The organism is Bacillus nitratireducens, from assembly GCF_036320425.1.
Taxonomy (GTDB): Bacteria; Bacillota; Bacilli; order Bacillales; family Bacillaceae_G; genus Bacillus_A; species Bacillus_A nitratireducens.
On record NZ_JAUMJO010000010.1, the window covers coordinates 34,725 to 56,422 of the forward strand.

General features: G+C 40.9%; 2 protein-coding genes. Both read left to right on the top strand.

What is annotated here, in order from left to right; all coding sequences use genetic code 11:
- Position 1: 1 nt before the first annotated feature.
- Positions 2-6,472 (top strand): non-ribosomal peptide synthetase, encoded by a 6,471-nt coding sequence (locus Q3V31_RS26590; protein ID WP_329767518.1) that lies wholly within the window; start codon positions 2-4, stop codon positions 6,470-6,472.
- Positions 6,469-21,375 carry a non-ribosomal peptide synthetase gene (locus Q3V31_RS26595; RefSeq protein WP_329767519.1) on the top strand — a complete coding sequence of 4,969 codons (14,907 nt, stop codon included), beginning with the start codon at positions 6,469-6,471 and terminating at the stop codon, positions 21,373-21,375. Before Q3V31_RS26590 ends, Q3V31_RS26595 begins: the two co-directional genes overlap by 4 nt.
- The last annotated feature ends 323 nt before the right edge of the window (positions 21,376-21,698 follow it).

Below are 21,698 nucleotides of genomic sequence, written 5' to 3' on the forward strand. Positions count from 1 at the left end.
GATGGGAGACGTTATAGATATATATGGATTATCACCTTTGCAAAAGGGAATATTGTTTCATACTTTATACGATCAAGATGATGAACATTCTTTTTCCTACATTGTACAAGTAGGCTTCTTGCTCGGGGGGCAATTGGATGTTGCTACTTTTGAAAAGGCTTGGGAATATGTTATTCATCGACATGAAGTTCTACGTTCAGTATTTGTGTGGGAGGAAGTAGAAAAACCTCTGCAAGCAGTTTACCAACGTCTTCCTTTTACTATTCATCAAGAGGATTGGAGTGCCCATTCGCATGAGGAGATGGAGAAGAAATTACACCAGTTTTTGACTGCAGATCGTAGAAAAGGATTTTCATTGGATGAAGCACCGTTGATGAGAGTCACTACGATTAAAGAAGCAGAAGAGGAAACGAGAATCATTTGGACACATCATCATATTTTGCTAGATGGGTGGAGTGTGTCATTGGTCTTTAGTGAAGTGATGGAAGTTTATCTCAAGATGATAAAGGGAGAATTGTTGAACCTTCCTAAATCTCTTCCTTATAAAAAATATATCCAGTGGATAAATAAACAAGATCAAAGTCAAGCAGAGGAATTTTGGACAGAAGAATTAAAGGGGTTTTATGCACCTACGCCATTAGCGATGGAAAGGAAGGATCAAGAACAGGAGAAGGGCTATGGAGAGTGTGTTTATCAGGTATCTGAGGAACTCACTGAGAATTTACAAGAGTGGGTACGAAATAGTCGATTAACATTGAATACGTTAGTACAAGGCGCATGGGCCTATTTGATGAGTAGGTATAGCGGGGAAAGTGACATCGTATTTGGCGTAACTAGCTCTGGACGTCCTACTGATTTGATAGGGGCAGAGAATATGGTAGGTCTATTTATTAACACATTACCTACTAGAATTCGATTAACGGATGATACATCAGTAGTAGATTGGCTTCGTAAAATACAGATGAAAGAAATGGAACGAAGACAATATGAGTATAATTCGTTGGTTAATATTCAAGGGTGGAGTGAGGTTCCGCGGAATAGCTCCTTATTTCATACCTTGTATGTGTTTGAAAATTATCCAATTCAAGGTGAGAGAAATGATGATTTAAGATTACTAGATGTTAAAAGCGCGGAACAAACAAATTATCCTTTAACACTCATTGTAATGCCCGGTAAAAAAATTACTTTAAAGTTGATGTATGATCGAAGCTATTTTAATGAAGAAACAATAAATCGGATTCAGGGTCACTTATTGCAAACATTAGTTCAGATGACAAAGAGCCTAGATTCAAAGCTCTCCGAAATTACTCATTTAACAATGGAAGAGCAGACACAGTTACTAGAGGAATGGAATAATACTCAAGTAAAATATTCAGCTGAGGGCATGATTCATACGGCATTTGAGGAGCAAGTTAAGAAAACGCCAGGAGCAATCGCAGCTATTTACGAAAATGAACAAATTACCTATAGAGAGTTGGATGAGCGTGCTAATCAGTTAGCACATTATTTACAAAAGCGTAGTGTAGGTCCAGAATCTCTTGTCGGAGTATATATGGAACGTTCATTACAAATGATGATAGCGTTATTAGGTATTCTAAAATCAGGAGGGGCATATGTTCCACTTGATCCTACTTATCCAGAGAGTCGGCTTCGTTATATATTAGAGGATGCTGGAATTGAAGTACTAGTGACGGAAGAGAATTCAGAAAATTTATATATATCTGAAGGCGTTGAAACGATTTGTATGAATCAGGATTATACTGCAATTGAAAAAGAAGAATCAACCCCATGTATAAGTGGTGTAACAGGAAGAAGTTTAGCGTATGTTATGTATACCTCAGGATCTACAGGGAATCCAAAGGGAGTGATGATTGAGCATCATTCAGTAATTAATTATCTAGAATGGATGCAACATCAATATCCACTTTCTGAAAAGGATGTGGTCTTGCAGAAAACGCCATTCTCATTTGACGTATCTGTTTGGGAGTTATTTTGGGGTATTCACGTGGGAGCAGGTGTATCTTTCCTGCCTCCAGGTGGAGAAAAAGATCCTTCCATTATAGCTGAAGTGATTGAAAAACATCAGGTTACTATTGTTCAATTTGTACCTTCGATGTTATCTGTTTTCTTAGATCACTTCAATCATATTGAATTGAACATGAATTGTTCGTCCGTACGTCATGTGTTTTCTGGTGGGGAAGAACTAAGCTCAGGGTTGGTTAGACGATTTCAACAGCAATGGAATCATAGCGGACAAGTAAAATTAACCAACTTTTATGGACCAACTGAAGCCACTATTTATGTAAATGCATTTGACTTGCAACCTAATCAAGAATTTGTTTCTATTGGGCAGCCGATACAGAACACGCAATTATATGTATTAGACCAAAATCAACGCTTGCAATCAATAGGGGTAGAAGGTGAGTTATATATTGGTGGTGCCGGCTTAGCGCGTGGATATTTAAATCGTCCGACTCTCACTGCCGAAAAATTCATTTCGCATCCATTTCGATTGGGAGATCGACTATATCGAACAGGAGATTCAGTAAGATATCTAACTGATGGAAATTTAGAATTTATAGGGAGAATGGACCATCAAGTAAAAATGCGTGGTTTTCGGATTGAACTAGGAGAAATTGAAGCGACTTTAGAAAAATGTTCGTTTATTAAAGAGGCTGTCGTATTAGTTAGAGAAGATCGTCCGGGCGATCAGCGATTGGTGGCATATGTGATAAGCAATGGAAATACCCGAAAGTGGCGAGAGTATCTACAAAACCAATTGCCAAATCACATGATTCCAGCGCACCTTGTAGAGTTAGAACAGTTCCCGCTTACTCCGAATGGGAAAATCAATCGAAAGGCCTTACCAGCACCTGATGAGCGACCTATAGGGAATTTAAATGTTCTACCTCGGACGCCTTCGGAAGAGCTTATTGCCTCGGTTTGGAGTCAAGTGTTAGGAACAGAAAATATCGGTATTCAGGATTCCTTCTTTGAACGGGGTGGGCACTCACTACTCGCTACTCAAATCGTCTCTCGATTACAAGAATTGTTCCAGATTAAAATCCCGCTACGTGAACTTTTCAAGCACGATACAGTGGAAGCATTAGCGAAACGAGTAAATCAGTTGCGCAAAGAAGATAAAAAGCGAGAGGTTCCATCCCTTGTACCTATGATGCGGGAAGAATTTATTCCACTTTCCTATGCACAGAAACGCCTATGGTTTATTGATCAATTAATGCCAAATAGTGCGATGTACAATATTCATGCAGCGTGTCGTTTAACAGGAAAATGGTCAATTGAAGCATTGGAGGCCGGATGGAATCAGTTGTTGAAACGTCATGAATCATTACGGACGATAATTCTAGAACAAGAGGGTGAACCTTTTCAACAGGTTCAATCTCATGTATTCAGACCCATCCCTCAAACGGATCTAACAGACCTCTCTTCGGAAGATAGGGAAAGAGAAATGAAACGGCTCATTCAAAACGAAGCGGAGGAGCCATTTCACTTTGGACAAGGTCCTCTGATTCGAACACGAATATTGAAAGTGGACAGGGAAGAATGGATTCTCCTTTGTACGATGCATCATATTATTTCGGATGGGTGGTCAATGGGAATCTTACTTGAAGAATGGATGGCTTTTTATGAAGGAGCACTAAGTGGAAAACCGGCGGAACTGAAGGAGTTATCTGTCCAATATGCAGACTTTGTCATGTGGCAGAAGGCATGGCAAAATGAAGAGAATTTGGATCAGCACCTCCAATATTGGAAGGAAGAATTGTCTGGGGAGCTACCGGTTTTACAATTACCGATGGATCGTCCTCGACCTGCGGTTCAAACCCACCGTGGTGCGAGTCAGTCCTTATTAGTGGCGAATTCCCTACTGGAAAAGCTCAAAGATTTAAGTCTGCAAGAAGGATCCACTTTATTTATGACCTTGATGGCAGCGTATCAGAGCTTCCTTTCTCGTTATTCAGGACAAGACGACATCTTGGTTGGGAGCCCAATTGCAAATCGAAATGTTAAAGAGATTGAAGGATTAATAGGTTTCTTTGCAAATACGTTGGTTTATCGAGCTGATTTCAGTGGAAATCCGACGTTCCAAGACCTTTTGTCGCAGGTACGAAAAAAAGCACTAAAAGCATACGAGTATCAGGACATTCCATTTGAGAAAGTGGTTGAATCCGTAAAACCGGAACGGAATACAAGTCATTCACCGATATTTCAAACTATGTTTACTTTACAGAATACGAAACAAGAGTTTCCTCAGCTATCTGAAAGACACATGGAACTCATGGGAAGTCATGCTTCTGTTGCGAAATTTGATTTGAGTTTATTTGCTTCTGAGACGGAAGAAGGATTATCACTAACCTTTGAATATAATACTGATTTGTTTAATGATACAACCATTGAACGTATGGCAAGTCATTTTGAACATTGGTTATATCAAATTGTATCTTATCCAAAAGATTTATTATCGGAAATGAATATGTTATCGAAAGCAGAATATAAGCAACTACTAGAGGAATGGAATGAAACAGGTGTTGTAGATATACGAGAAAGTACGATTCATACATTGTTTGAAGAACAAGTGAAACAAACACCAGAAGCAATTGCAGCAGTGTGCGAAGATGAAGAACTAACATATCGAGAATTGGACGAACGCTCGAATCAGCTAGCACATTATCTACAGAAAAATGGTGTAGGATGCGAGTCATTGGTTGGGATTTGCGTTACACGTTCATCCGAGATGATTGTCGGCCTCTTAGGAATCATGAAGGCAGGAGGAGCATATGTCCCAATTGATCCAGCGTATCCGGAAAGTCGACTGCAATATATTTTAGAGGATGCTCATATAAAGGTACTGGTGACACAGGAAAAGTTACAGCAAAAAATGGTTTTACCTAAATCTGTTGACGTAATTTGTATTGATCGTGATCGAGCAGAAATAGAACAAGAAGTAACTACGGTGTGTACAAGTGGAGTGACGAGCAATAACTTAGCCTATATCATCTATACTTCAGGTTCCACTGGAAATCCAAAGGGAGTAATGATTGAGCACAGAAATACAGTAACAATGATTCATTGGGCGCATCACACATATTCCCGAAAAGATTTAACAGCAGTGTTGGCTTCAACTTCGCTATCCTTTGATTTATCCGTATTTGAAGTGTTTGTTCCCTTGACAATGGGTGGTAAGGTGATTGTCGCTGAAAATGCTCTACACCTAGACAGGCTGTTTACCAAGGGTGTGACTCTGGTCAATACTGTGCCATCAGCAGCAAAGGAACTGGTTCGAGCAAATACAATCCCTTCTTCGGTAAAGGTGATGAATTTGGCTGGAGAACCATTGCCACATGCACTTGTTCAAGACTTATACGAGAGAAGTCCGATTGAAAAGGTGTACAACCTATACGGGCCATCCGAAGATACTACGTATTCCACATATATGGAATTAGAAAAGGGTGGCATGCATAGGGTACCACCAATTGGTAAACCAGTCTTTAATACGGAAGTATATGTACTGAGCGCGGAACAAAAATTGGTTCCAATTGGTGTAGTCGGTGAACTTTACATTGGTGGATCAGGATTAGCACGTGGATATTTAAACCGCCCTGACTTAACAAAAGAGCGTTTTATACCGCATCCGTTTAAAGATGGAGAGCGAGTATACCGGACTGGAGATCTAGTAAGGTATCTGCCGGATGGGAATTTGGAGTATCTTGGCCGAATCGATCATCAGGTGAAAATTCGTGGGTTCCGGATTGAACTAGGAGAAATTGAAGCGACCTTACAAAAGCATGCATTAGTTAACGAAGTCATTGTGATGGTGCGGGAAGATTATCCTGGTGATCCACGTTTGGTTGCTTATGTTGTGGGAGATGGGGATGCTCATACGTGGCGTGATTATCTCAAGGCCCAGTTACCACATTACATGGTTCCAGCCTATTTTGTCGGATTGAACGCATTTCCACTCACCCCAAATGGGAAAATTGATAGGAAGGCCTTACCAGTACCAGAGAGACAGGAGATAGCGAGTGGTTATATTGCCCCTTGTACGTCTACGGAAAAAACAATCGTTTCAATATGGCATCAAGTTTTAGGTGTAGAAAATATTGGAATCCAGGATTCGTTTTTTGAAATCGGTGGCCATTCATTACTTGCTACACAAGCTGTTTCCAATCTTAAAGAGGCTTTTGGAATCGAGTTACCACTGCATGATTTATTTACGTTTCATACGGTGCAGCAATTGGCAGAACAGATTGATCAATTGCTCTATAACAAAAATCAAGAAATGCAGAATGATAGTAAGGAGAATGTAAGTCTTCAAGACTATATTCAAAAAGAAGCAGAAGTGAGTAATGATGAAGAATTACTTGAACTTCTTAAGCAATTGGAAGAGCTATCAGAGGAAGAAGCACAAGGGATATTCGAGAGTAATTTGGTTGAGGAAGGGGTAAAAAAATGAGAAGTGATTTACTTGCAAAGCTGAGTTCGCTTTCTCCTGAGAAGAGAGCTTGGCTTCAGAAGAAAATGCAAAAAAAGGAGAATAAAGAAGCACTCCCATTGTCTTATGCACAACAACGTTTGTGGTTTATGGACAGATTTAACCCAAACAGTTCTTTATATAATATTCCAACGGTATGGCGTCTAAAAGGAAATTGGATTCCTGAAGCATTAGAAAAGGGATTCAATCGACTCATTGAACGTCATGAATCATTACGAACCGTTTTTAAAGAAGTAGGAGAACAACCTGTACAACATATTGTCGATTTCCTTCCTAGCACATTACCTGTAAGGGATTACTCTCACCTTCCTCTAGAAGTAAAAGAAAAAGAGGTAGATAGTTTAATTGCGAGAGAAGCACAAGAACCATTTGATTTAATGAATGGCCCTTTAATTCGTAATCAGCTTGTTCAATTAGGAAAGGATGAATGGTTATTACTGTGTACGATGCATCATATTATTTCTGATGCTTGGTCCATCGGTATATTCATGAATGAATTACTTGCTTTCTATGAAGAAGAGACGGGCGGGCATCCTGCTAAATTAAATTCACTATCCATTCAATATGCAGACTTTGCGAAGTGGCAAAAGGAGTGGTTGCAAGGTGATGTGTTAAATCGTCAACTTACGTATTGGCAGGAAGAATTGTCTGGGGACCTTCCTATATTACAACTGCCAGTGGACCGACCTCGACCGGTTACGCAAACTTACGCTGGGGATACGCATCACGTGATTTTTCCTTATAGATTACTCAATCAATTAAAGGATATAAGTCGACAAGAAGGATCTACCTTATTTATGACTTTAATGGCTGCATACCAGAGCTTTCTTGCTCGTTATACGGGGCAAAAAGATATTCTAGTCGGAAGTCCGATTGCAAATCGGAATCATAAGGGAGTAGAAGGATTAATCGGTTTCTTTGTTAATACGTTGGTTTACCGATCAGATTTGAGTGGCACTCCTACTTTTCGGGAGATTTTGAATCAAACAAAGGAAAAGGCGTTAAAAGCTTACGAATATCAAGATATACCATTTGAAAAAGTGGTAGAATCTGTGCAACCTGAACGAAGTATGAGTCATTCTCCTATCTTTCAGACCATGTTTACACTACAGAATATAAAACAAGAACGACTAGATTTGCCTGGTAGAAGTATCGAAATGGTAGAAAGTAATATGTCTATTGCAAAATTTGATTTGAGTTTAACTGCCTACGAAGTGGAAGAAGGCCTATTTGTCTCATTTGAATACAACACGGATTTATTTGATAGTAGTACCGTTGCACGTATGGCAGGCCATTTTGAGAACTGGTTAAATGAAATCGCGTATCATCCAGATGAATCATATACAAAGCTGTCAATGTTATCGGACACTGAGCAGAAAAAACTCCTAGAGGAATGGAATGATACGGACGTAGTTTATGGTCATGATTGTATGATTCATGAGCTATTTGAGCAGCAAGTTGCACGTACACCTGATGCAGTGGCAGTAGTTTATGAGGGTGGAAAGCTGACGTATCAAGAACTCAATGAAAAATCGAACCAAGTGGCACATTATCTACAAAAACGAGGTATAGGACCTGAATCATTGGTCGGTATATGTGTTGAACGTTCTCCTGATATGATTATTGGTCTCTTTGGGATTTTGAAAGCAGGTGGGGCTTATGTCCCACTGGACCCAAGTTATCCCGAAAACCGCTTGAGATACATTTTGGAGAATTCACAAATTCAAGTGTTGTTAACAAAAGAGGCACTACAGGACTGGTTACCTAAAGATATCCAAGCAATTTGTTTAGACCGGGATCAGGTAATGATTTCTAAAGAGAGTAATTTGGCTCCGGTGAGTGAAGTGACAGCAAATAACTTAGCCTATATCATATACACTTCGGGTTCAACAGGGAATCCAAAGGGAGTAATGATTGAACATCACTCGGTAATCAACCGCCTACAGTGGATGCAGAAAAAATACCCATTATCTGAGGAGGATGCAATTTTACAAAAGACACCTTTTTCGTTTGATGTTTCTGTCTGGGAATTATTTTGGTGGTCATTTGTAGGAGCACGTGTTTGTTTACTTCCACCTGGAGGTGAGAAAGATCCTGCGATGATTGAGGAGTATATCGAACGATATCGCGTGACCACGATGCACTTTGTTCCGTCGATGTTATCTACTTTCTTGGATTATATGGAACAATATAAATCGAAAAGAGATGTATCGTCATTAAATCAGGTTTTTACTAGTGGAGAAGCATTAAACACTGAACAGGTTCGCCGGTTTAAGGGGGTATTTTACGATGTTCAGCAAACGAAGTTAATTAACTTGTATGGCCCTACCGAAGCGACTGTGGATGTGACTTATTATGATTGTGATTTAGAAAAAGAACCAATGCTTATTCCAATTGGTCGTTCAATTGATAATACTGAGTTGTATGTATTGGATCAACATCAACAGTTGGTACCGATTGGTGTGGCGGGGGAACTTTACCTTGGTGGAGTAGGCTTGGCGCGTGGCTACTTCAATCGATCAGATTTAACTACTGAACGTTTTATTCCGCATCCCTTTAAAGAAGGGGAACGATTATATCGAACGGGTGACCTAGTGAGATATATGAATGATGGTAACTTGGAGTATATTGGAAGAATAGATAACCAAGTCAAAATCAGAGGGTTCCGAATTGAACTGGGAGAAATCGAAGCAGCTTTACATGATCACTTATCTGTAAAAGAGGCTGTCGTGTTGGTGAAGGAAGATCAACCAGGAGATAAGCAGTTAGTAGCTTATGTAGTGGGTGAAGGGGATACTGGAGAGTGGCGTGAATATCTCAAGAAGCAACTGCCACATTATATGGTTCCGGCATACTTTTTCAAAATTGAAGGGATGCCACTCACTCCAAATGGTAAGGTGAATCGGAAAGCCTTACTGGAATTGGAAGCGCAGTTCATAAGTGAAGATATTACTTCATCACGAACACCAGTGGAGGAGCTCATCGTCTCCGCATGGAGCCAAGTGTTAGGTATAAAAAATATTAGTGTTCAGGATTCCTTTTTTGAAATCGGTGGTCACTCGCTACTAGCTACTCAAGTAGTGTCACGTTTACAGGAAATCTTTCAGATCGAATTACCGGTACGTGAACTATTTGAGTATGCAACGGTGGAGTCACTGGCAAAGCGATTAGATCAGTTACGTAAAGGAGATAGAAAACGAGAGATTCCGCCACTAATGCCGATGAAACGAGGGGAAACTATCCCACTATCTTACGCCCAACAGCGCTTATGGTTTATTGATCAATTTACACCTAATAGTGCTCTTTACAATATGCCAATGGTATGCCGCCTTACAGGGAGTTGGCTGCCTGAGGCACTAGAAACGGGATGGAATCAACTATTAGAGCGTCATGAATCATTGCGGACGGTCTTTCATGAAGTGAACGGTCAACCAGTACAGCAAATTGAACCGTATGCTTTTCAATCAATTCAGAAAACGGATTTAACTATGTTTTCTCCAGAAGACCGAGAAGAAGAAGTTAAACGTTTAATTAAACAAGAAACAGAAGTGCCATTTGATTTAACAGAGGGTCCACTAATCAGGACAAGTATTTTGCAAGTAGGAGAAGAAGAATGGATTCTCCTTTGTACTCTCCATCATATCATTTCAGATGGATGGTCAATGGGAGTCCTACTTGAAGAATGGATGGCATTCTATGAGAAAGCAACGGATGGAAAGGTAGCAGAACTTGAACCATTACCGGTTCAATATGCCGACTTCGCTCAGTGGCAAAAAGGATGGCTGAAGGAGGAGGTGCTTGATCAACAACTCCAATATTGGAGGGAAGAATTGTCTGGGGAGCTTCCTGTACTCCAACTTCCTAAGGATCGCCCGCGTCCTGCAATACAAACTCATCGCGGGTCGACATACACTCTGGTTCTGCCAAGCACGCTACATGACAAATTGAACGAATTTAGTCGCCAGGAAGGGGCTACACTCTTCATGACGCTGTTGGCTGCATATCAAAGTTTTCTATCTCGTTATACGGGACAAGAAGATATTCTGGTAGGAAGTCCAATTGCTAATCGAAATTATAGAGAAATTGAAGGACTAATTGGTTTCTTCGTCAACACGCTGGTTTATCGAGCTAATCTAAGTGGTAGACCGACATTTCAGGATGTTCTGTCTCAGGTTCGTCAAAAGGCATTGAAGGCGTATGAATATCAAGATATCCCTTTTGAAAAAATTGTAGAAGTTGTACAACCAGAGCGGAGTACAAGTCATTCGCCAATCTTCCAGACTATGTTCATCTTGCAAAATATGAAACAAGAGTTCCCGGTGTTGTCTGGTAGAAGTATTGAAATGATAGAAAGCCATAGTCCAATCGCAAAGTTTGATTTAAGTGTAATGGTAGCTGAGACGGAAGAGGGATTAGTTTTTACTTTTGAATACAATAAGGATTTATTCAATGCTACAACTATTGAACGGATGGCAGGGCACTTTGAGAAATGGCTACACGAAGTTTCACATCACCCGCAAAATCCGTTGCATAGTCTGAGCATGCTATCGGAATCTGAGTGTACTTTGTTATTAGAAACATGGAATGACACTGTAATGGAAATGTCCCTGCAAGGTCTTATTTGCGACAGATTTGAGGAACAGGTAGCAAGGTGTCCTGATGCAATTGCGGTAGTTGATCAAACAAAAAAATGGACTTATGGTGAACTGGATGCACAAGCAAATCAGTTGGCAAATGTTTTACAGCGAAAAGGAGTCGCTCCAGAGTCAGTCGTGGGAGTTTATCTTCCGAGATCAGCTGAGCTCATGGCAAGTTTACTAGGCATTTTAAAAGCTGGTGGAGCTTATGTTGTTTTAGATCCGTTGTATCCAAAATCAAGGTTAGAATACATGATTGAAGATGCAGGAATTCAAATTGTAGTGACAGCTGAAGGACAAGAAGATCGTTTTGAACACGTCGAAATGGTGAAGTTAGAAGAATTAACGGAGGAAAGTATAATTGCGCCTACACGGCAGATAAATCCAGCTAACTTAGCTTATATCGTCTATACCTCTGGTTCTACAGGAAAACCAAAGGGTGTCATGGTTGAATATCGCTCATTAATGAATATGGTCACTTGGCATCAAGAAGTTTATCGTATCACAGCACAGGATCGTGCGACTCAGATTGCGGGGATTGCTTTTGATTCGGCTGTCCAGGAGATTTGGCCGTATCTAACTGCTGGTGCAGCACTCTACTTGTCAACAGAGGAACTGAGAATTAATCCGGAAGCACTAAGAGACTGGCTCATTGATTCACGAATAACAGCTAGTTTTGCACCTACGCCTATTCTGGAAAGACTATTGAAATTATCTTGGCCAGATAAAACGGATCTTCGTTTTATCATTACTGGCGGGGATCAATTAACGCAGTATCCATCTAACGATATTCCTTTTGCGGTAATCAATCAGTATGGTCCATCGGAAAATACCGTTGTTACCACGGATTGTTATGTACCTGTAGGAGTGACAACCGGTACGCCATCGATTGGTCGACCGATTGCGAATACAGAAGTTTATGTGTTAGATTCTCATCTTCAGCTAGTACCAATTGGTGTAATTGGAGATCTCTATATTGGAGGGAAGAGTCTTGCACGTGGATATGCTAATCGTCCGAATCTCACAAAGGAAAAATTTATTCCACATCCTTTCAAGTCAGGAGAACGTCTCTATTACACAGGAGACAAAGCAAGTTATCTTTCTGATGGTAATCTCCAGTTCCATGGTCGTATAGATGACCAAGTAAAAATTCGTGGTTTCCGAATTGAATTGGGAGAAATAGAAGCTGTTTTGCAGGCGCATTCTTCTGTGAAAGAAGCAGTTGTATTGGTACGAGAGGATAATCAAGGTGACAAGAGATTAGTAGCTTATGTAGTTGGTGAAGGAAGTGTCCATGAATGGCGAGAACATCTACAAACACATTTACCAAATTACATGGTTCCAACCAACTTTATTGAGATGGAATTTTTACCACTTACACCGAATGGAAAACTTGATTTGAAGGCATTGCCTATACTTAGTGAACAATCCACTGAAAATACTGTATACCCACGAACTCCGCTGGAAGAACTTATCGCTTCAGTGTGGAGTCAAGTGCTAGGAATAGGAGATATTGGTGTTCAGGATTCTTTCTTTGAGCTTGGTGGTCACTCTCTACTTGCTACACAAGTGGTCTCACGCTTACAGGAAGTCTTTCAAATCAAATTGCCAGTACGTGAACTGTTCGAATATTCAACGGTCGAGGCATTATCGAAACGAATGGATCAGTTACGTAAGGGGAGCGAAAAACGAGAAATTCCACCATTGATGCCGATGGAACGCGGAAATAATATTCCACTATCTTATGCCCAACAGCGTTTATGGTTTATTGATCAATTTGCACCTAATAGTGCACTTTATAATATGCCAATGGTATGCCGTCTTTCAGGGGATTGGTTACCTGAAGCATTGGAGTTGGGATGGAATCAGTTGATAGAGCGTCATGAATCTTTGCGGACGGTATTTTATGAAGAGGATGGTCATCCTCTTCAGCAGATTCAACCGTATATTTTCCGTCCTCTTCCGCAAATGGACTTAACTAAGCTTTCATTAGAGGAGAGAGAAAGAGAGTTGGAGCAATGGATTCAAACTGAAGTCGAATCTCCATTTGATTTAGAACAAGGGCCATTGTTCCGTGGACAAATCGTAAAAATTTCAGAAGAAGAATGGGTTCTTCTATGTAATATGCATCATATTATCTCAGATGGATGGTCGATGGAAATCTTGCTCCAAGAATGGATGGCATTTTATGAGGAAGCGATTGGTGAAAAACCAGCAGAGCTTGTACCACTACCAGTTCAATATGCTGATTTTGCTCAGTGGCAAAGAGAATGGTTGATAGATGAAGTACTAAACCAACAGCTTGCATATTGGAAGGAAGAATTATCTGGTGAGTTACCAGTCTTAATGTTGCCGATGGATCGTCCGCGTCCTCCAGTACAAACCCACCATGGATTAACTCATAATGTGTTGTTGTCACGCTCATTACTGGATAAATTAAATGAACTAAGTCGTCAAGAAGGGGCCACGCTTTTCATGACCTTATTGGCATCGTATCAAAGTTTCCTTGCCCGTTATACAGGACAATCGGATATTATTGTTGGCAGCCCAATTGCAAATCGAAATTATAGAGAAATTGAAGGGTTGATTGGTTTCTTTGTCAACACGTTGGTTTATCGAGCTGATTTAAGTGGCGCACCGGCATTTCAAGAGTTGCTGTCTCAAGTGCGGATAAAAGCATTGAAGGCATATGAGTACCAAGATGTTCCGTTTGAGAAAATTGTGGAGGTTATCCAACCTGAACGAAGTACAAGTCATTCTCCGATTTTCCAAACCATGTTTACTTTGCAAAATACGGGACAAGAGCTACCACAGCTACATGGACGAAGTATAGAAGTAATAGACAGCCACGCTTCAATCGCCAAATTTGATTTAAGTTTAACTGCCGCAGAAGTGGAAGAGGGCTTATTGCTTACTTTTGTTTACAGGACTGATTTATTTGACAGTTTAACTATTGAATCCATAGCCGAAAATTTTGGGAACTGGTTGAATTTAATCGTGGAACATCCTGATAAATCATTAGCTAAGTTGCCGATACTGTCAGGATTACAGCAAAAACAGTTAGAAGAGTGGAATAATAATGCTGTAGCATATCCACAGGAATTTGGGATTCATCAGCTGTATGAAGAGCAAGTAAATCGTACACCTGACGCGGTGGCAGTGGTAGATGAAAAACAGCAGTTAACCTATCGAGAGCTGAATGAAAAAGCAAACCAATTGGCACATTATCTCCAGAAATGTGGGATTGGGAGCGAGTCATTGGTTGGTCTCTGCTTCCAGCGTTCAGTTGAGATGATTGTCGGTCTTATGGGGATCTTGAAAGCTGGGACAGCCTATGTCCCGTTGGATCCATCGTATCCAGAAAGTCGCCTACGATATATTATGGAGGACACAGGGATTCAAGTTTTGGTCACGAACGAAGCATTAGAAGGTTGGATACCTGAAGAAATCAAAACAGTTTGTTTGGATCGGGATAAAGCGATGATCTCGCGAGAAAGCACCCTTTCACCAATATGTGAAGTGACAGGAGAAAACTTGGCGTATGTAATCTATACTTCGGGATCAACAGGGAATCCGAAGGGAGTTATGGTAGAGCATCAAAATGTGATTCGTTTATTTAAATCGACGGAATGTTGGTATCAGTTTGATGAAAAAGATACTTGGACGCTTTTCCATTCTTATGCGTTTGACTTCTCGGTATGGGAGATTTGGGGGGCATTACTCCATGGTGGAAGATTGATTGTTGTTCCTTACTGGATTAGTCGATCGCCCAAGGATTTCTATCAACTGTTAGTAAAGGAAAAGGTTACGGTTCTTAATCAGACACCATCCGCATTTCGACAATTGATACAAGTGTGTGAACAAGAAGATGAGAAGAAAGACTTGCATCTGCGCTATGTCATATTTGGTGGGGAAGCACTCGATCCTACCAGCTTGGTACCATGGTTTCAAAGGTATGGAGAGCAGGAACCACAGTTAATTAATATGTATGGAATTACAGAAACCACCGTTCATGTTACGTATTATCCAATTACTCAAGATGATGTGCAGCATGCTTCAAGAAGTAATATAGGAAAACAGATTCCAGATTTAGAAGTGTATGTACTAGACGCTTGTCAACAACCTGTGCCTATTGGCGTAGCTGGCGAACTATATATTGGTGGAGCAGGACTTGCACGTGGATATTTAAATAGACCCGAATTGACTGCAGAGCGTTTCATTCCTCATCCATTCAGTAGTGACCCAAGAGCGCGATTATATCGGACAGGAGACTTAGCGAGATACTTACCTGATGGAAATCTGGATTATCTTGGGCGGATTGATCACCAGGTGAAAATCCGTGGTTTCCGAATTGAGCTCGGGGAAATTGAATCTGCTTTAAACGCACATGTCTCCATAAAAGAGGCTGTTGTAATTGTTCGAGAAGATCAGCCGGGTGATAAACGGTTGGTGGCATATGTCGTGGGTGACGGGAATGTAGGTGAGTGGAGAAATTATCTCAAGGCGGAACTACCAAGCCATATGGTTCCTTCAGGATTTGTGATGATGGAAGCCATTCCACTAACTGCTAACGGAAAAGTTGATCGTGAGGCCTTACCTGTACCAGAGGAGAGGAAAATCGAAAGTGAATGTGTTGCCACGCGGAATGGTAACGAAGAAACACTGGCCACCATTTGGAAGCATGTATTAGGGATTAAAAAGGTGGGAATCCATGATAACTTCTTTGAAATTGGTGGAGACTCAATTCTCAGCATTCAGATTGTCTCTCGTGCGAAGCAAGCAGGTTTGCAATTGACGCCAAAGCAAATGTTTGAACACCAAACGATTGCCGAGTTGGCGCAAGTAGTCAATGAAGAACGGGGTGTACAAGCAGAGCAGGGAGTTGTAACTGGAGAACTGATCCTTACACCAATCCAGCAATGGTTTTTTGCACAAGATCATCCAAACCCACACCATTGGAATCAATCCATGTTTTTTAGAACAAAAGAGCGACTGGATATAGTATTACTGGAGAAAGCTGTGAGTACCCTTCTAATCCATCATGATGCTTTGCGTTTAAGATATGAACGGTTACCGAATGGAGCTTGGAAACAGCGGAACGAAGGGATCGAAGAACAATCGACGCTGACCGTTATTTCATTAGACGAAGTGCCGCAAGCAGAATGGCATCAAGTGATTCAAACGGAGATTGACACTGCACAAGCAAGCTTGCACTTACATGCAGGACCGCTAATGAGAATGGTGTATTTTGATGAAGGTGAGAAAAGAGCCGGCCGATTATTCTGGGTGATTCATCACTTAGCAGTGGATGGTGTTTCTTGGCGGATTTTACTGGAGGATCTGCAAACGGCGTATAATCAAGCGAGTCAGGATCAGATGATCCAATTACCTACAAAGAGTACATCCTTTAAAGCGTGGTCGGAGAAATTGCATCATTACGCTGAAGCTGGGATTGTGCAAGAAGTGCGTGATTACTGGGAGCAGCAATCCGAACAAGAAGTGGCTATGCTACCAGTGGATACCACCCTCGAAGTTCCAGCAAACACAGGAAACGAGGAGATTACCGTGGTGCTGGATGAGAAAGAGACCCGTACGTTATTGAAAGAGATTTCAAGCACTCATCGTGTCCAAATCAATGAAGTACTATTGACAGCATTGGTACAGGCTACGGCAGCATGGACAGGTCATCCGACGCTGACCGTGGATTTGGAGGGGCATGGTCGGGAAGAGATTATCGAAGACGTTGACCTATCTAGAACCGTGGGGTGGTTTACAAGTATTTATCCTGTTCACTTAAATATTACCGGTGCCGACACGCCAATTGCAGCACTAAAAGCAGTTAAAGAACAAGTGCGTAAAATTCCTAATAAGGGTGTTGACCATGGGATTTTGCGGTATCTGAACACAACAATGTGTGAACAATGGGGGTCTCAACATACACCGTCTATTAGTTTTAACTATCTTGGACAATTTGACCAAATGTTTTCTGACGATGCAATACTTATTCCAGAGAACGGATTTAAGCGCTTAGATCATGCTTCTGGTTCCAAGCGATTGCATTTAATTGATGTAATTGGAATGGTAACGGATGGGAAGCTTCAGTTCACTTGGGTATACAATGTAGGACAATATGCGAAATCAACGATTCAAAGTATTGCAGAGAATATGCTCCATCAACTAAGTAAATTGATTCAATCTGCGGATGGAGAATCTGCACTGACCGTTTCAGATTTTGTGATGGCTAATCTTGACCAAGCCGGTTTGACAAAAGTATTAACAAAGATGAATCGTGGAAATAATTATCCGATTACCGATTTATATCCACTATCGCCTTTGCAAGAAGGTATGATTTTCCATACATTGCATGACCAAGGGGAGGAACATGTAGCGCCGTATATAGTGCAATTAAGTTTCGTGATTAGAGGAGAATTGGATATTGCTACTTTCGAACAGGCGTGGAAATCGGTAATCCAGCGGCATGAAATTTTTCGCTCAGCTTTCCTTTGGGATGAAGTTGAAGAGCCTTTACAAGTGGTGTATGAGAGTGTTCCATTTAAGGTGAATGTAGAAGATTGGCGTACGCTGACTGCTGAAGAAAAAAAAGAGAAAAGAAAAGCCTTTTTGGCATTGGATCGAAAAAAAGCCTTTCTTTTTGATAAAGCGCCATTGATGCGGGTGACTGTCATTCAAGAAGGTGAGGAAGAATATCGAATTGTTTGGACACATCACCATATTCTGTTGGATGGATGGAGCCTACCACTGGTCTTTAACGAATTGCTTACAGTGTACCAGAAGAGAATGAATGGAGAAGCCGTGCATTTACCTAATTCATCGCCATACAAGAAATATATTCAATGGCTAAGAGAACAGAATCAGGAGCAGGCGGAGCAATTCTGGAGAGAGAAACTTAAAGGTTTTACAGCTCCAACCCTGCTGGGCTTAGAAAGTAAAGAGCAAGAAAAAGGTTACACAGAGAAGGTAACTTATTTATCAGAAGAGCAAACCCAAGCGTTACAAAACTGGGCGAAGCACAATAGGCTCACTTTGAATACAGTAATTCAAGGTGCGTGGGCGTATCTCATGAGCCGGTATAGTGGAGAAGATGACATTGTCTATGGTGTAACTAGCTCAGGACGCCCTACGGAGATTATTGATGTTGAAAACATTGTAGGTCCTTTTATTACCACATCACCGACGCGAATTCAGTTGATAGATAATATAAAAATAATGGATTGGTTGCAGAAGATACAAGAGGAAGAGATAGAAAGAAGACAATATGAATATGCTTCTTTGACAGAGATTCAAGGATGGAGTGAAGTTCCTAGAGGAACCCCGCTGTTCCATAGCTTGTATGTGTTTGAAAACTACCCAGTGAAAGAGGAGCCCACAGGAAATCTAGAAATTGGTGGGTTGGAAGGAGTAGAGCAAACTCATTATCCATTAGGATTGACAGTTGTCCCAGAAAGCCAGTTGTTGTTAAAGTTGAAGTATGATCGTAGCAAGTTTAATGGCCTCACCATTGAACGGATGCTGGGTCATTTAAGCCAGGTGTTAAAGCAAATGATCGAGAACGTTGATCAAACTCTGTCGGAGCTGGTGTATGTTACGGAAATAGAACAGAAACAACTACTGGAAGAATGGAATGATAATGCAGCAGCGTATCCACGTGAAAGTGTGATCCACAAACTTTTTGAAGATCAAGTGAATCGTACACCTGATGCGGTGGCAGTGGTGGATGAAAATCAGCGGTTGACGTATCGAGAGCTGAATGAGAAGGCAAACCAATTGGCCCATTATCTTCAGAAAATGGGGATTGGGACGGAGTCATTGGTCGGGCTTTGTTTCCAACGTTCAGTTGAGATGATTGTCGGTCTCATGGGAATCTTGAAAGCTGGATCAGCCTATGTTCCGCTGGATCCATCGTATCCAGAAAGTCACCTACGATATATTCTGGAGGACACAGGAATTCAAATATTGGTTACGAACGAAGTATCACAAGGTTGGATACCTGAAGAAGTTGAAACAGTTTGTTTGGACCGAGATCAAGCAATGATTTCGCAAGAAAACACCCTTTCGCCAATATGTAAAGTAACAGGAGAAAACTTGGCGTATGTTATCTACACTTCAGGTTCGACCGGGAATCCAAAAGGGGTTATGGTGCAGCATCATTCGGTATTAAATCTATCCTATGGTTTACAGAAAGAGGTTTTTTCACATCGGGCACATGATAACATGCGCGTTGGTCTAAATGCCTCAATCGCCTTTGATTCATCCGTTAAACAATTACAAATGCTTTTGTATGGTTCTTGTTTGTATATTATTTCAACAGAAGTTCGCAGTGATCCTCAACAGTTTGTATCTTATATTCGGGAGAATAAGTTGGAAATGTTCGATATAACACCTTCACTACTCCAATTACTCATAGATGAGGGGTTGTTAGAAACAAACGATAGTGTTCATGTTCCAAGCAAGGTACTGGTCGGTGGAGAAGCGATTATGCCATCACTGTGGGAACAACTAGTAGAGAATGACCATATCCATTTTTATAATGTATATGGTCCTACGGAATGTACGGTTGATGCGACATGCTATCGTATCAAAAAAGATAGTAAGAGAGTAACCATTGGGCGTCCGTTGCCAAATGTTCAAGCCTATGTATTGGATGAGAAGTTGTTACCTGTTCCAGTTGGTGTAACGGGTGAACTTTATATCGGTGGAGCAGGCCTAGCGAGAGGATACTTGAATCGTCCAGAGTTAACGTTAGAACGTTTTATTCCTCATCCATTTAATGAAGGGGAACGGTTATACCGGACGGGAGATCTAGTCCGTTATTTAGCTGATGGCCATTTGGATTATCTGGGAAGAATCGATAATCAAGTGAAAATTCGAGGATTCCGGATTGAGCTTGGAGAGATTGAAGCCAATTTAGAAAGTCATCCATCGGTGAAAGAGGCGGTAGTCTTGATAAGAGAGGACCAACCAGGAGATCAGAGATTGGTTGCCTATGTGGTGGGTGAAGGAAGTATGCATGAATGGCGTGAGCATCTCAAGAGGCAAGTACCGAATTATATGATTCCTGCACACTTTATTGAGGTGGATGCGATTCCGCTTACAACAAATGGGAAGGTTGATCGAAAGGCACTGAACAGCTTAACGATTCAAAGAGAAAGTACCTTTTCTACACCAATCATCCCACGGGATGAAATCGAGTATCAGCTGATTACAATCTGGCAGGATTTGCTACAGTTAGAAGATATCCATGTAAACGATGATTTCTTCAATATAGGAGGTCACTCTCTCCTTGTAATCAAATTGATTTCAAAGGTCAGAGAGAAATTTGGAAAAGAGATTAAGGTGCCCGCACTAATTAAGAACCCGACAGTGGAAGGAATCGCTTGTCTCATCCGTGAGAATCATCGTATGGAAGAATCATTATCGGTTCTGGTTCCATTACAAGAATCAGAGAAAAGACCTTTCTTCTGTGTTCACCCGTTTATGGGTAATGTACTCTGTTACATTCAGCTAGCAAGGTTACTCAAGGATCACTGCTCATTTTATGGTCTACAGAATCCTCTCGTAGAGAAAGAAGGAATGAACGGGTTGATTTTATCGGAAGTAGTTCAACTCTACATCGAGGAAATGAAGCGGGCTCAGCCAGAGGGGCCGTATCGTCTGGGAGGATGGTCTCTGGGCGGTGCCATCGCCTATGAAATCGCAACTATGCTACGGAACCAGGGAGAAGAAGTTGAGGTGTTGGTACTATTGGATACCAAGGTGCCTTCAGAACGGGATTACAAGACAGAGGATGAAATGCTATCTTATATATTGGAGCATTTCATCAATATAGAGTTAGTGGAGCAGGAAGAAGAGCTTGTTCATCAACAGGACATGCTTGTTGAGCAATTAATTGTGGAAGGAGTGCTCCCGCCTGATGCAAATCTTGCGAATTTGAAGCAAATTATCAATGCTCACAGGAAATGTCTGAATTTAATGGCAGAGCAGGATTTAACACCATATTTTGGGGAAGTCATTTACTTTAGTGCTGAGGAAGGTAAAGAATTGTTTACGGATTGGAAGCCTCTATTAAAAGGAAGAGTGAATATGTATTCGGTCCCTGGATCACACGAAGAAATAGTAGCTTCCCCCGCAGTTGAAAAGTTAGCTAAGTATCTACTAAATGAATTAGAAGGAATAAAAGAGACGTCCCTTTCACTAACGGAAAAGTAGAGAGTACAAAATAGGCAACTTTATAAACGAACATTGTTATTATTAAAGTTGTTATTTGTGAGTAGTAGTGTAAATGAAGAGAGCAGTCCAATAACTGCACATCAAGTGTAGGGGATTATGTATATATCAAGAGCATTACTTTTTAAGGGGCTATAGGGACATAGAAACATATATGAGCTGTTCATAGTATGCTGTAAATTATCTGAAGTTTTTGTACCAGAAGCGAATGCTTTGATGATATTGCTGAGGAAAGGTGTATATTTTCATTGATATGTTAATATGCACCTTTTCTATTATATTTGCACTTGAATAGATGCAAGTTA

Coding starts and splice junctions, on each gene's coding strand:
- Q3V31_RS26595 (WP_329767519.1), top strand. CDS start 6,469: ATGAGAAGTGATTTACTTGCAAAGCTGAGTTCGCTTTCTCCTGAGAAG.
- Q3V31_RS26590 (WP_329767518.1), top strand. CDS start 2: ATGGGAGACGTTATAGATATATATGGATTATCACCTTTGCAAAAGGGA.